The following is a 14,367-nucleotide window of genomic DNA, read 5'->3' as shown; positions in this document are numbered from 1 at the left end:
TCCATTAGGAGTTTCCAGATGCTCGACATTCTTTCAATAGTCCAACCTCCAAGAGCGCTTCGGCTGCGGATTGAATGTGGCCGAACGAAAGATCGGCGCGTTCCGCAATATCAAGCAGTGTATGGTGTCCATCGGACACATTCAAGACCCAGAAGAGAGCCAATTCCGTCCATTGCTTTTCTTGTTGACCGGCAACGGCACGATAGAGCCCTCGCCGACCCAATTGCGGTTCGCATTTCGGGTTTTGATTCATGTATGTTCTATTCCCTTCCAAGACCTCAAACACCCTCAGGCATCGGGTATACGACTGGGCAAGAGAGTCCGCCTTCACAAAGTCTAGATCATCTGCAGAGGAGTGATACTCCGGATATTGGCCATGCGGGGCACGCATAAAACATCCAACAGGCAGGTCAAACCCAGGAGAACAATACTGCCGCTCATCATACCCATAAGGGAAAAAGTCGATGACGGTATAAGTCTCTCCAGAATGTCTCAGCACATGCGCCATCGCTCGGTCGATCTCGGCATTGCCTTGGCGACTCTTCTTGTAGGTAATGTTCCCCGCATCGCCTACCCCTGTCAAGACGAGCCCATGTTTAATGCGAGACACCATCTGTTCGTTCTTGGCCAGCCATGTAATCGACCCAATTGTTCCTGGAATGAAAAGAAAACGGTATGAATATCGTCTGGTTCGTGTAGCCATGGTTTCCGCCAACTTCACTGCCACCGTGATACCAGACAAATTGTCGTTGCACATAGAAGGATGGCACACATGACATGAGACAAGAATCTCATCAGACATTTCACCCGGCAAATAGGCCTCGCCATAAGTAAGCGAACCAGCCTGAAGACTCGAATCGATGACGACCTCGTATTCGTCATCGCACAATCGTTCAAAATCTGCATGGCGAAGACAAAAGCCCCAGTTCTCCTTGTAATAGGAAGTTCGGTAAGGGATCCACTCTGGATGATCTTGTAGTGTGAATAAATGGGGGTTCAGTTCTGCCAGAAACATCTTTTTTCTAACCGGCGCACTGTAACTCATCAGATGTAAATTATGTGCCTTGAAATCGATGACTCGCTTCCCATCCCGGTTCATGACATAGGCATCGGTTACGTTCCACTCCAACGGAACTGTCCAATCAAACACCTTGGTTCCGCTCGGAACCTCATGCATCTCAAGCGGAATGCGGTTTCGGATCGCTCGAATGGTTTCTCTGACACCCTCACCGGTAATACTCCGGCATATCGGATAAAGCTCCACCATGAAGTTATGCATCTCTTTGCCTAACTCTTCACCTCTCGATGCCTCTCTGGGCCCGTCTAATGTCATGATGGCAATGCGCTGTGTTTGTGAAGTGTCGGCCACATTCGATCCTTCTCCGACATGACCAAAATCGGTGCAGGCCAGGCAATGTTGAACGCAGGATCATCCCATCGAAATCCTCGAGCACTAGCCGGTACCTGGAACTCCGACATGGAGTACGACACTTCGGTGTCGTGTTCGAGTGTGAGAAACCCATGGGCACAACATTTCGGAATGTAGACGGCCCGGCGATTGTCTACCGAGAGCGTTATGCCGACGTGCTGACAGTACGTCGGCGATGCAGGCCGTAAGTCGACGATGACATCATAGATGGCGCCCACCGTGCAACGAACCAACTTGACTTCCTCATGTGGAGCGGATTGATAGTGAAGCCCTCGCATGGTGCCTTTCCGGGTGTTCACCGAAACGCTTGACTGTACCCAGGCGATCGGAAGTCCATGAGCCTCGAACTCCCGTTGGCACCAAGTCCTCATGAACATTCCCCGGTCGTCTCGTACGGCTCAGTATCGATCAGGAATACACCCTTGAGAGCAGTTTCTGTGAAGATCATGAATGCACTTGCACTTCAGGAATCGGAACGACAAACTTCCCTCCCCACTCCCGAATGTAGCTCATCTGCTGCATCACTTCTTCCCGAATATTCCAGGGGAGAATCAGAAGATAATCAGGACGTGTGTCACGCACTCGTTCCGGCTCATAAATCGGGATATGCACGCCCGGCAGAAAATGACCTTGCTTATGTGGACTCCGGTCTACCGTGTAGTCAATCAGGTCCGTCCGAACCCCGCAATAGTTGAGTAACGTATTGCCTTTTGCAGGAGCCCCATAACCCACAACGCGCTTACCCTCCTGTTTCGCGGAAATGAGAAAGGACAGCAACTTTCTCTTCGTCGCCTCAACTCGCAGGCCAAACGACAGGTAGTGATTCGGCTGACAAAATCCGGCGGCTTCTTCGCGCAATTTCAGTTCCTTCGCCCGCACCTCTATGGGCTTGGAAGCATCGTCCTTGTGGCAAGCATAGATTCGCAGGGACCCACCATGAGTCGACAGTTCCTCTACATCGAACAGTTTCATTCCATGACGAGCAAACACCTGCTCGACCGCCAAGAAAGAAAAATAGGAAAAATGTTCATGGTAGATGGTATCGAACTGGTTCTGCTGCATCAGCTGAATCAGATGAGGAAATTCCATGGTGATCAGGCCCGTCGGTTTCAGCAGTACCTTGAGCCCATTCACGAAATCATTCAGATCCGGGACATGGGCCAGCACGTTGTTCCCGACAATCAGATCAGCAACCCAGCCGTCAGCAACTAAATCCAGAGCCGTCTTCTCTCCGAAGAAGGCCACCTTCGTATGAATCCCCCTCTTTTTCGCCACCTCAGCTATATTGGAAGCAGGCTCGACTCCTAGCACAGGGATGCCTCGCGGAACGAAGTTCTGCAAAAGATATCCATCATTGCTGGCGATCTCCACTACTTTGGAGCTGCGATCCAACCGGAATCGACTCACGATCATGTCGACATAGGTTTTTGCGTGTGCCAGCCAGGAATCTGAAAATGATGAAAAATACGCATAGTCTGAAAAAATGTCGTGCGGCGTTGAGAATTGCTTCAACTGAACCAACAAACACTTCTCGCAAAGGTACACGTGCAATGGATAGAAGGGCTCCATACGATTCAACTGGTCTTGCTTAATGTAGGAATTGGCCAATGGAGACATACCAAGATCGACGAAGGTACGCTCAAGCATCGCTCCGCAAGACCGACATCCTGATTGCCCCATACAGATATTTCCCCCCCTGGCGAAGGATGATGCGCCGTGCTCAATACCTGACGCGATAACCAACCACGCCCTCAAACATTGCTTCGCTCCTTCCACACAAGGTCGTCTGTCAGCTGCCCACTCTCCCGCAATCGTTTTAGTGTGACTAGCCGTATCAACTCACCCGTCCGGAACTCATGGTCGCGAAACTGCATGGCCAAGAGTCCATCACGGAGATCCTTCACAGCACTCTGAAGGTCAACCATAGGAAGAAATCCTTGTGCCATCTTAGAGAACTTGTCAAAATTTACACGATATGAGCGTTTATCTGGTTGCGCATCTTTATTGATCGAAACCTCGATGTTCGGCACAAGATTGGCTACAGCCACCGCCAAATCCTTCACCTGATAATTCCAGGTATCGCTTCCCACGTTTATTGTCAGAAAGGATCCCCCATCTCGACGGTCTCGCTGCACGGCCCAATCGATTGCTCTCGCCATATCTTTGACGTGAATTAATGGACGCCATGGTGTCCCATCACTCAGGATATTGATGCGTTTTGACGCAAGCGCGCTAGCCACAAAATCATTCAGCACAAGATCCAATCGCAGCCGATCGCTCATGCCGCATGCCGTTGCAAACCGCAAACAGGTCGCTGTGAAGGCTTCCGATGCAAGCGATGCCAGGTCTTGCTCAGTTTGAACTTTCGATTTGGCATATGCCGTAAGAGGATTCAACGCATCCTCTTCTCGGCGGGGACCACCTTCGGCAAATCCATACACACTGCAGCTCGATGCGAAGACAAATTTCTTAACGCCTGCTTGCTTTGCTTTCCCGGCCAGATCGATACTTGCTCGATGGTTGATATCGAGGGTAACTTTTTCAAAAGTGGCGCCCATAGGATCATTCGAAATAGCGCAGAGATGTACGATAGCGTCTATTCCTTGCAAGATCTGCTCATGAACATGTCGGATATCTCCGAAATATTGCTGATCGGCCCGACTTTCAGGGAATCGTGACGCACCCGTTAAACAATGCGCGAAGTAACCCATGTCATAGCCGATGAGCGTTGCTTGAGGATGGGATTCTCGCAAACGACGCAGTACCAATGGGCCGACATAGCCCATGTTGCCTGTAACTAAAATCTTCATGCCCTACCCCCGATTTTTAATCGCCCTGTGCTGCCGCGAACACAGTTTGAGCAAGCAATCCCTTGTCCTATGACATGACGGACGAAAGCATATGAACCGATCGTGAAATCAACGGATTACCATACCTTCCAGGGAGCCTTCGACGATTGCCATAGCTCCTCCAAATAATTCTTCTCTTTCAGCGTATCCATACAGGACCAGAAACGATCATGTCGATAGCCCATCAATTGATTATCTTTCGTGAGCTGCTGGATCGGATCTCTCTCCCATACAGTCTCATCACCTTTAATATAATCTATGGCCTTATGCTCGAGAACATAGAAACCGCCATTGATCCAGCCTTCCTCGCCATGAGGTTTTTCTTTGAAGTCGACGATGTGATCTTGATCAAACACAAGCCGTCCGAATCTAGCAGGAGGCAGGACTGTCGTCACCGTGGCTAACTTTCCGTGAGACTTGTGGAACTTAATAGTGGCTTGAACGTCGACATCTGAAACGCCGTCTCCATACGTAAACAAGAACGTTTCGTTCTCGCCTATCCATTTCTTCAGCTGTTTGAGCCGACCTCCCGTCTGAGTGTGCAGACCGGTATCGACGAGATGCACTTTCCAATCTTCGTGCCGCTTTCCATCATGAATCGTTGTCTTTCCACTTTCAAGATCGACCGAAATATCTTTATTGAAAGCATAGAAGTTGAGGAAGTAGTCCTTGATCATCTCTCCCTTGTAGCCAAGACCGATCACAAATTCCTTTATGCCGTATGCCGAATAAATCTTCATGATATGCCACAGGATCGGTTTTCCACCGATTTCCACCATAGGCTTCGGTCGCAGCGTCGTCTCTTCGGACAGTCGAGTTCCCCATCCTCCTGCGAGAATTACTGCCTTCATGCTCAGTTCCTCCTTACGTCAGGCTCCAACATTGGAACGAATCCCGCGAAAATTTTAAGAACGAATCGATAATCGGAACCTACGGAGTTCCATGGTGCAGCTTGTGGAATCAGTTGTTTGATTTCCAACACAACCCGTGGCTGGAGGGCAAGTGTGCGCAAAAGCACCATCACCCTTTGACGTCCTGACATCCTCTCGCATAAACACGGCCTCAAGTCCGACGAATGGCCCGTCTTAAATTTGAAGACGTTGGACACTACCTAGCCCCTTTGGCCTCTCCAGTGCGCAAGCTTCAGAATTGGCCATTCTACTCTTGATGGCAAGAATCATCGTAGCGTCGACCTCCACCTGAGGCGCACCGAACTCCACGATTTTCCGAACCTCTTTGGCCTAGGACACCGCTCGATAATCCTCCGACAGATTGATTCGGGCGAATAGATACCCGGAAAAACCAACTCAACCAGGAACGAACCAGGGTGCATCGGTTTTTGACTGATCAGCAGCTCCCCGAACTGAAAGGATGTCGGTAATCCTCACAAATTATGGTGCTTACCCTGCGTCGGATAGCCTTCTGTTCCTGCCACAGTGGCAAGAAATACTCCGCTCCGGTGCGTCAGATATTCTGCTTGCCTTTGGTGGTTTGACTTCGTACAAAGTCCGTATCATCGTCTCTCGTAGCACCTCAATCTATCTGAAAAACAATTGCTCATAGATCATGCTTCCCATCTGCCTGATCTAAAGCCTCAACAAGCTATCGTCGTCCCGGCATGACCGAGATAGTTAACTTTCTAATAAACTATGCCTGTCAAGTCAACTTGCAATGGGAAAGCTGCCTTCACAGGACAACAGTAATTCTTGTTCGAGAGGCCATCGACCGGCGCATGATTCTCGGTTTCGCGGACCCCAGGTTACGCAACAGCCGTCCTGGCCTCTCGAAGATCTCCTGCACTGCCTCCGCCCGCTCTCGGTACTGGCGATGAGATGAATGAGTTTCCGTTGCAAGGTTCCAAAGAAGCTCTCGACACAGGCATTGTCCCAACAGTTTCCTCGGCGTGACATGCTCCCACCCGTCCTGGATTCCGCGGTTGCCGTACAAGGCACGTCGAAATACTTATGATCCAGCCGAATGAATTCCTGCACAAACAACAACAGCGGTTTTTGCCAGATTCAAATGCGGCGCAGTTCAGAGTTGACAACTCAAGCAATGGAATATCCAGATGTTTCTTACGCTGGTTTTCTTGCACTGACTACTGCGGAATCCAGGCTTCAGGTTTATGGTCACATCAATCGATGGAGCTGCGCCAGCGGATGTTCTCTGATCAAGAATCCGGACACGACGACCGTATCGCGCAAGCGACGCGGCATGCCTGACAACGCATCTCGTTCAGAGGAGAAACAGCATGAGCGACCTCGGCCGTGTTTGTCGCGATCGCTCAGCGCGCACGGCAAGGAGGATTCCGTGAAGCACATCAGCGACCCCCATGCCACGGTTTCGAGTACCCGCTCCAGTGGCGGTCGGCTGACGTACTTCGACTCGATGCAGTTGATCGGCCGTTGGACGGCGCTCTATTTCCTTCCCTATGTGGGCATCGTGGAATCGGCTTTCCTCGACCATCAGACCGACCGTTTCGAACGGCTCGACACCACGCTGTTGATCGTCAACTCCGGCGCCCGTTCGTTGCATCGGCTCCGGATCGACCGCCCGACAAAACCACGCACGCCTCTCCTGTACGATTCCTGGAGGCGTCTCCACCACGCGTTCAGTGTCGTTTCCGGACGGACACCGGTCGGTGCTGGACGTTCGTGATCGATCGTGCGGACACTCTCCGCTCTCACCTGGTCCATGACTTTACGGAGCGCGGGTTGGCCACGCTTCAATAGAAGCCGGCCATGCATCAGTCCAAGCAAGGGGTCAGGAACCCTTTGCCGACACGGCCTGCAGAATGTTGGGCACAAACGGTTCCTCCCCTCGCCATAGATCACGAGGCTGTCACCGCTGCACCGAGCGAGTAGCGACTGGGAAAAGCTAGAAGGCTCAGAGCTCTTGGCTATTCCTCAATAAAGAAGACCGATCATGGATCATGTCATTCATCGGCAAGGACGAGCAGGCCTGAACGGCTGCGGCAAGCTGCCCCTCACCTCTGGACCCATCACACGGCATTTCGAGCGTGAGGAATTTCAAGCCTTTGCCGAAGTCCTAAGCCGACTGGACGCTCAAGTCCCAGGCATCCAAGGCCATCTTGGCACCCTGACCAGGTGGCCTGGAACGGAGACCATCTGCCATTGATCAATGCCGCCTCATCGGCCGTGCGCCGTTGAGAAAGGAACTCGCATGACCATCCGCCCCTAATCCACGATGTCTGCGGCATTCCCTTGTTCGCAGGCGTGTTCTCGGCTTGCGGGATGTGTAACCATGCGGTTACGCAGGCGGCGTTGTTCCTCGACCAAACCGATGCCTGAGATGGACAGGCACAGGCAGGCTGACTGCGAGCCGGAAGACAGCAGAAGCTTCAAAACAGCACCCCTTCCGAGGACTGCGACGATCAAGCAGCATCCTACAAACCGGACAGTAAGTTCGGCGCGCTCATCAGCCTCATCGTCTCGCGTGGAAACGACAAGGTCCTTCTCGATTGGCTCATGTAGCCACCAGTATACTTCCGACTCTGCCGGTCGGCGCGCGGGCATGAAGAAGCAGATGGCCGAACCCAGGTCGACGACTCTTACTTCCTGATCTGCTCACTCAGGTAGTTCTCCAGCCCCACCTGTTTGATCGTCCGCAGTTTCGTCTCGAACCAGTCGACGTGTTCTTCCGAATCCACGACCATGTCCTCCAACAGGTGCCGCGTCGTGAAATCACCAACTGCAGCACAGTGAGCGATCGCTTCCCGCAGCAACTTGACGTCTTCTTGCTCAAGTTTCAGATCCGCAGTGAACAGGTCCTGAACGCTCTCCCCGGAATGGACTGCGTCGAGTTTCTGGACGTCCGGAGCCCCCTCGAGATAAAGCATATGATCGATCACTTTCGACACATGCGCGATCTCGTCGGTCGTGCGCTCATGCAATTCGTGCTTCAACCGCTCGTAGCCCCAGTTGTCGCACATCCCAGCATGCAAGAGATAGTGATGGACTGCCGTCAGCTCCAGCGTCACCACTTTTTGCAAATACTCAAGTACGCCCTCTTTCGCTTTCATGGCATGTCTCCTCGCTTAAGATACGTGGGGGGCTTGGCGAGGCGCTCGGAGGCGCTCCCATTTTTCGAGCTCCCCTCATTCTTCTTTCTTGATCTGTTCCGCCAGATAGTTCTCCACGCCGACTTGCTTGATAGTTTCCAACTGGGTTTCGAGCCAATCAATGTGCTCGTCGACGTCCTTCGCCATATCTTCGAGCATGTGACGGGTCGTAAAATCGGTGACCTTCGTACAGTGCACGATCCCTTCATTCAACAACGCCAGCATCTCCTGCTCGGCCTTCAAGTCCAATTTAAGCTGCTCGGGCACCGTCTCACCCACCTGGACCGCGTTCATTCGCTGCATATTGGGCACGCCCTCCAGGTAGAGAATATGGCCGATGAGCTCGTCGGCATCCTTCATTTCATCGATGCTCCGTTCCCTCACTTTATGATGGAGCCGATCATAGCCCCAATTGCTGCACATCTTGGCATGGACAAAATACTGGTTGATGGCAGTCAAGTCCGCCGTCAGAATTTTATTGAGGATGTTGATGACCCCTTCTTTCGCTTTCATCTTTGGCCTCCTTCCGAATAAGTTTCTATCAGTTGTCTCATTATCATCATGTCTTGCGCGGGTCGTCAACTGTTAAATACACGCATTTCGATAACGCCTCTCAATTTCGATGAATTGAATTCTCAGTATTATGCGGCTATGCCGGCACCTAACCGACATTCTTTCGATCTGGACCGATGGGCGTGGTTCGAGCACTTGAAAGAGCGGTCCACAGGGTGATAAATTCCCCTGGGATCTAGCCAGTCAATTCATGCTGCTGACAAACATGATCGAGCAAGCAAGGCGAATAGGCTCCCTCCTTCTCCTAGTGGTTTTTTCCGCCGCATTCAGCCCCTGTATAGCCGCTGCGCATGGGAATGTATCAATGGAAGAGGATATCTGCGTCCGAAGGATCGGTGGGAATATGGTACATTTCAGCGCATACCAACCACAAATTGAGCCGAAGGCTCAATACTGCACGGATATTCCGGATGTGGGCGACACCTTTCTCGTGGTGGACCTGGTCGACCCGAGCCTGCGCAACCTGCCGGTGGGAGTCAAGATCATTCAGGGCATCAATGAAAATGAGCAAGACGAAGCCAAGACTGTAGCGTACTGGAAGCCGGCTTCTCACCCTGATGGCGTCGTGAGGGGAGAAGCGAAGTTGGATAAGGGTCTCTATAAGTTGATCATAACGGCAGAAGGGCTCAGCCCTTCCTCCTATTTACTGCGGGTGCAGCAGATCGACTATTCAAAACTCGGGCGCGCGGCGCTAGGACCGTTGGCCTTGCTGTTGGTACTCGGGATCGTCGGATATGAGCTCTCGAAATCGAGCCGAGTGCGGGGTTGGTTTACTTCTCGTCGTCGTTCGTGAGCACAGGTTTGCATGTCGCACGCGAGCATTCACTCCATCACTCAAGAGAGGGATCTTCCATGAAGTGTTTTCTATGTCTAAAACTCACGTTCGGTTGTGCCGTACTCGCCATAGCTGTATTTGTATCGACTCAGGCCTATGCTCATGGTGGTTTGGCTATGTCTGAGGACATGTGCAAACTCACGGTCGGCCCCTATATGATGCACTTCAGCGGCTACCAACCTGAGAACACGCAACAAAAGCAGTTCTGTGAAGACATCCCGGCTATCGGCCAAACGATCGTCGTACTGGATTACATCGAGCAAGAACTTCGTGCGCTCCCCGCTGAAGTCCGCATCATCAAAGACACAGGCGCTGAGGACAATCTTGAGGCCAACACAGTGTTTCACCTTCCGGCCAAGGTGTATCCGAACGGTTCGATCGACTTTGCCTACACCTTTGACAAGCCCGGGAAGTTTGTCGGTCTGGTCACTGTGGGTGACAAACAACAACATGTATCCCGGTTTCCCTTCTCAGTAGGCGAACCGAAGGTCTTTTCCAAATTCCTAAATATCTACATGATTCCAGTCGCTGCGCTAGTCATCGTCGGCGCGATTGTCTTTTTCATGCGCGACCGCGGCAAGCCGTCCCAAATCGCGGCTTCCTAGTGGAGGACGACGGCCGGACCCATATGGATCATGAGAAGCACAGAAAGTAGAGGTCGAACATGTCTTGTCCCTTCTTGATTCGTGCTTGGGCCTGTTGCCTGTTCCTACTGGTTCTAGCCCCGTTCTCGGCGCTGGCCCAGCATGGGCATGAATTGGCAGCTGATACGTGCGTGCTCCACGTCGGACCCTATAAGATGTATTTCGCCAGTTACCAACCTGACACATACTACGATCGGAAATTTTGCCAAGAACTACCAGGAGCGGGGAACTCCGTCTTGGTGCTAGATTTCGTTGAGCAAGAACTTCGCTCAATACCCGTAGAAGTGCGTGTCATTCGAGACACCGGCTCGGAGGAGAATCTCGAAGCAGTGACTGTCACCCATTTCCCAGCCAAGGTCTACGCCACGGGATCCATCGACATAAAATATAACTTTGATAAGCCCGGCAAGTACATCGGTTTGGTTTCGATCGGTGAAAAGCATGAACATCTCTCGCGATTCCCTATTTCGATCGGCGAAACAGGAGTGATGTCCCACTTGACGCACTACATCATGGTGATTGTTCCCGTCCTGGTAGGCATCTCTGTAGCTGTGTTCTTCGCCTTTCGAGATCGTCGCAAACCTTCGGGAATCCCCGTGTCATCGTAAGCGGCAGGATACACGCTGGACCACCGGGTGAGGCAGCCAGATGCACTATGTTTTCTTTGGATACCAAATTGGACACATGGGGGACCAATGATCGGCTCACCTAGCAGATACACGTTCGCGCGAGTCATCTTGGTCGCGGCGTTCGCCCTGGGAGTCCCCGCCACCTCGGCCTTCGCGCATTCCATGTTGGTGAAGGCGGAACCACCGCGGCGGGCCGTCCTCACCAAGTCGCCGACTCAGGTGCGCTTGTGGTTCAACGAGAAAATCGAGGAGGACTACGCTTCCCTCGTAGTCCTCGATGCCAAGCAGCAGTCGATCACCGATGTGAAGCCCACCTTGGCTCCTGATGATCAGAAATCGATCGTCCTGCCGCTGCCGGAGCTGGCCCCCGGCAAGTATTCCGTCAAATTCCGTGTCCTCTCAGTCGACGGTCATGTGGTCGAGTCTTACTTCGACTTCACCGTGAAGGGCGTAGCACAAAAGAAATGATCGAGGCTGCCGGCGCGCTGTTCCGCTGTCTGCAGCTGGCCTCCGCTATGCTGCTGATCGGTGGTTGCGTTTTTTTGGCAATCGCCGAGCAGAAGGGCTCCGCTTCAGGACATACGTGGCCGACTCGCCTGAAACAGACCTTTCCATGGCTGGCCGTCACGCTCTTGCTTGGATTATTCGGCCTCCTAGCTACAACGACGGCGCAAGCGACCGGAGTTCCTGAAAATGTCTGGAATCCGCAAGCCTGGTTAGACTTCTTACAAAGGACCCGCGTCGGGCTTATTTGGATCCTGCGCGCTGCCAGTGCGTTCGTTGTCCTTGTGATCGTTCTGTACGTTCGAATTTCTTCTCCAGCGCGATGGCGCTACGTCGTCTGCGCGTCAGCTGCAACGCTGCCCCTGGCCATCGGTTCTCTCGCCAGCCATTCGGCTGCCGAAGAGCAAGCGATCTTGGCCACCGTGTCCTATGCGCTGCACCTCATCGCAGCCAGTGTCTGGTTCGGTGGCCTCCCGGGCGTGATCCTTGTTGCCTCCACCACCACAACGGAATCCACTGCCCAACGATCCCGCGCGGGGGAATTGCTGAGCCGCTTTTCAGCATTGGCCCTGCCTACGATGGTCGTCATCGTCGTATCAGGTGTCATCGTCGCCAATCGCATGATCGACACTAATTATGCCGGACTCGTTGCCACAACCTATGGCTGGCTCCTCATCCTAAAACTCACATTGCTGGCCATCATTCTCTTGATCGCCTCGCGCGCGAAGGCTGTTTGGGTGCCGTCGCTTAAGGAGATTCCGGTTACAGCCGCAGCGGGCAGTCGGAAGCTCAGGACGTGGGTGAGGATCGAGTTCGTCCTCGCCGTCTTCCTGGTGATCGTCGCCACCTTGTTGGCCAACGCCGTACCTGCCAAGCATGACGTGATCGATAACTGGCCCTACCCGTTCCGCTTCTCTATCGACGCCACGTGGGGCGACTGGCTCGTACAAGCTATCGTGCTCACCGGCCTGATGCTTCTGATCATAGCCGGAACGATGATCGTTCTTGGTCGCAAGAACAAGAAACAGTGGGGTGCCTCGTGGCGAATCACGGCTCCGACAGTACTGGGGATCCTTGGACTTGGCGCGACGCTCTATCCCATTTCCGTGCAATCGTACCCGGAAACGTACAGGAAGACTCCGGTGCCGTTCGACGCCATCTCCATTGCCAACGGCGCCGAGCTGTTTAGCGCGAATTGCATTCCCTGTCATGGGCCGCAAGCAAAGGGAAATGGCGTACTGGCCAAAACCTTGCCGAAACAACCGGTCGATCTATTGACGGAACCACATACCGCCATGCACACGGCCGGTGACTTCTTCCATTGGCTGACCTACGGACGATTCAACGGTATCATGCCGGCCTTCGGCGAGAAATTTTCCGAAGAAGAACGCTGGGACTTGTTGAATTTTCTTCACGCCAATTCCCGAGGGTATCAATCGAGGATCATCGCCCCTCGTATTCTGCCTGAACAACCGTTCATGGCTACTCCAAACTTCTCGTATGCCGCGCACGACGGCTCAAGCGGTACATTGAAAGATTTCCGTGGGAAGCAAGGGGTGCTGCTAGTCCTCTTTTCCTGGCCGGAATCGCGTGTTCGGCTCGATCAACTCCGTGCGGCTGCCGTCTCGATCACCTCAAAGAATACGGCCATCTTGGCAGTCCCCATGACGGACGTGCCTCCGGATGAGCTGGCCGCAATCGTACGGGATACGCCCTTCCCTGTCGTCACACAGGGTGCGCACGAGATCTCCAGGAGCTATGCTCTGTTCCGAAGAACCCTCTCTATTCCGGACCTGATCGGCGAAGGGACGAGCCCGAAGCACATGGAATTTCTCATCGACCGCTTCGGCTATCTGCGGGCACGATGGATTCCTAATGGAGACGGATCGGGGTGGACGGATATGAGCTTGCTGACGCAGCAGATCGCACAGCTCAATCAAGAGCGAGAAATCCTGCCTCCACCAGGTGATCACGTTCATTGAAGAGCCTCTGTTATTACGTAGTCGCCCTGATTGCCCCCTCCTTAGCATCAGACAGGCCTTTCACATCCTCCTGCAAGCCGACCTGACACCGCGAGACATCCCCCCATGATCTTGACTTACAACCCCCGCAGGAGTATACCTGCCCCCTCCTAAGCTGGACCTCCCATTTGCGCTGTAGGCAAGGGGTTAGGGGCCTGTCTCATGATATTTTGCTTGACTCGTCTCGAAACTTTGTCGGATACTTGCTCACCTTTTGCGGGTCCTTCCACCAGAGGAAGCCTATCGATCGTGGCAGGGTCCTTTCTTGAAACGTGGCATTCGGTAGTAGACACTTTCATTTAACACAAGGAGGTAGGGGACATGGCAGCTGACAGTTCGGGGCGAGGGTATGACATTTCGCAGTGGTACGATTCGAAGCCGTGGAAGATCGGGTGGGCGGCGATGCTGATGATGGGCATCTTCTGGGTCCTGTATCAACGGGCGTTTGGGTACTCGCACGGGTTGGATTCGATGACCCCGGAATTCGACTCCGTGTGGATGGGGCTGTGGCGGTTTAACATCGTGGCGAACGCCTTGTTCTTTGCGGTGTCGGTAGGATGGATCTGGACCACCCGAGACCGCAACCTGGCCAATCTCGACCCCAAACTGGAGTTGAAGCGGTACTTCTATTGGATGGGCTGGCTGGCCTGTTACATCTGGGGCGTGTACTACGCGGGCAGCTACACGTTGGAGCAGGATGCGGCGTGGCACCAAGTGATCATCCGGGACACGAGCTTCACGGCGAGCCACATTGTGGCGTTCTACGGGACGTTCCCGTTGTACATCACGTGCGGCGTATCCA

15 protein-coding genes and 1 pseudogene are annotated in these 14,367 nt (G+C 53.1%); 8 read left to right on the top strand and 8 right to left on the bottom strand.

Features of this window, described 5'->3' with window-relative positions; genetic code table 11:
- Positions 1–4: 4 nt before the first annotated feature.
- The 6 genes and pseudogenes from P0120_23210 to P0120_23185 form a co-directional block, all read right to left on the bottom strand.
- Positions 5–1,369: a DUF4910 domain-containing protein gene (locus tag P0120_23210; GenBank protein ID MDF0677217.1), complete on the bottom strand. Its 1,365-nt coding sequence runs from the start codon at positions 1,367–1,369 to the stop codon at positions 5–7.
- A complete protein-coding gene (locus tag P0120_23205) occupies positions 1,330–1,800 on the bottom strand; it encodes a dTDP-4-dehydrorhamnose 3,5-epimerase family protein (protein ID MDF0677216.1) in 471 nt (156 codons plus the stop codon). Before P0120_23205 ends, P0120_23210 begins: the two co-directional genes overlap by 40 nt.
- 73 nt (positions 1,801–1,873) lie before the next feature.
- Positions 1,874–3,109: a class I SAM-dependent methyltransferase gene (locus P0120_23200; GenBank protein ID MDF0677215.1), complete on the bottom strand. Its 1,236-nt coding sequence runs from the start codon at positions 3,107–3,109 to the stop codon at positions 1,874–1,876.
- Between the two features lie 71 nt (positions 3,110–3,180).
- Positions 3,181–4,239, bottom strand: coding sequence for an SDR family oxidoreductase (locus P0120_23195; GenBank protein ID MDF0677214.1), 1,059 nt, complete (start codon positions 4,237–4,239; stop codon positions 3,181–3,183).
- A 116-nt stretch (positions 4,240–4,355) separates the two neighbouring features.
- Positions 4,356–5,129, bottom strand: coding sequence for a glucose-1-phosphate cytidylyltransferase (rfbF, locus tag P0120_23190; protein MDF0677213.1), 774 nt, complete (start codon positions 5,127–5,129; stop codon positions 4,356–4,358).
- A 931-nt stretch (positions 5,130–6,060) separates the two neighbouring features.
- Positions 6,061–6,191: pseudogene (locus P0120_23185) on the bottom strand (integrase core domain-containing protein).
- A 397-nt stretch (positions 6,192–6,588) separates the two neighbouring features.
- On the opposite strand from P0120_23185, the gene P0120_23180 reads away from it, so the two are divergent.
- Together P0120_23180 and P0120_23175 are read left to right on the top strand one after the other, a co-directional pair.
- Positions 6,589–6,936, top strand: coding sequence for a hypothetical protein (locus tag P0120_23180; protein ID MDF0677212.1), 348 nt, complete (start codon positions 6,589–6,591; stop codon positions 6,934–6,936).
- 267 nt (positions 6,937–7,203) lie between these two features.
- On the top strand, positions 7,204–7,416 hold the full coding sequence (locus tag P0120_23175) for a hypothetical protein (GenBank protein ID MDF0677211.1): 213 nt from the start codon (positions 7,204–7,206) through the stop codon (positions 7,414–7,416).
- A gap of 433 nt (positions 7,417–7,849) precedes the next feature.
- Here P0120_23175 and bfr (P0120_23170) read toward each other — a convergent pair whose 3' ends face one another.
- Both bfr (P0120_23170) and bfr (P0120_23165) read right to left on the bottom strand, forming a co-directional pair.
- Positions 7,850–8,320, bottom strand: a complete 471-nt coding sequence (gene bfr / locus P0120_23170) for a bacterioferritin (GenBank protein MDF0677210.1) — start codon at positions 8,318–8,320, stop codon at positions 7,850–7,852.
- A 75-nt stretch (positions 8,321–8,395) separates the two neighbouring features.
- Entirely contained in the window at positions 8,396–8,872 is a 477-nt protein-coding gene (gene bfr, locus P0120_23165) for a bacterioferritin (protein ID MDF0677209.1), read from the bottom strand.
- 403 nt (positions 8,873–9,275) lie between these two features.
- Between bfr (P0120_23165) and P0120_23160 the strand changes: the two genes are divergently transcribed.
- From P0120_23160 to P0120_23135, 6 genes are all read left to right on the top strand, one after another.
- Positions 9,276–9,725 carry a hypothetical protein gene (locus tag P0120_23160; GenBank protein ID MDF0677208.1) on the top strand — a complete coding sequence of 150 codons (450 nt, stop codon included), beginning with the start codon at positions 9,276–9,278 and terminating at the stop codon, positions 9,723–9,725.
- Between the two features lie 59 nt (positions 9,726–9,784).
- Positions 9,785–10,372 carry a hypothetical protein gene (locus tag P0120_23155; protein ID MDF0677207.1) on the top strand — a complete coding sequence of 196 codons (588 nt, stop codon included), beginning with the start codon at positions 9,785–9,787 and terminating at the stop codon, positions 10,370–10,372.
- A 59-nt stretch (positions 10,373–10,431) separates the two neighbouring features.
- A complete protein-coding gene (locus P0120_23150; GenBank protein ID MDF0677206.1) occupies positions 10,432–11,019 on the top strand; it encodes a hypothetical protein in 588 nt (195 codons plus the stop codon).
- Positions 11,020–11,106: 87 nt separating this feature from the next.
- Positions 11,107–11,508 (top strand): copper resistance protein CopC, encoded by a 402-nt coding sequence (locus P0120_23145; GenBank protein ID MDF0677205.1) that lies wholly within the window; start codon positions 11,107–11,109, stop codon positions 11,506–11,508.
- Entirely contained in the window at positions 11,505–13,526 is a 2,022-nt protein-coding gene (locus P0120_23140; GenBank protein MDF0677204.1) for a CopD family protein, read from the top strand. Before P0120_23145 ends, P0120_23140 begins: the two co-directional genes overlap by 4 nt.
- Positions 13,527–13,886: 360 nt before the next feature.
- On the top strand, positions 13,887–14,367 hold a 481-nt coding region (locus P0120_23135; GenBank protein MDF0677203.1), incomplete at its 3' end, for a methane monooxygenase/ammonia monooxygenase subunit C.

It is taken from the genome of Nitrospira sp. (assembly GCA_029194675.1).
GTDB lineage: Bacteria > Nitrospirota > Nitrospiria > Nitrospirales > Nitrospiraceae > Nitrospira_D.
Note: the sequence above shows the minus strand (reverse complement) of the source record. Positions and strands in the feature narration are given on the sequence as shown.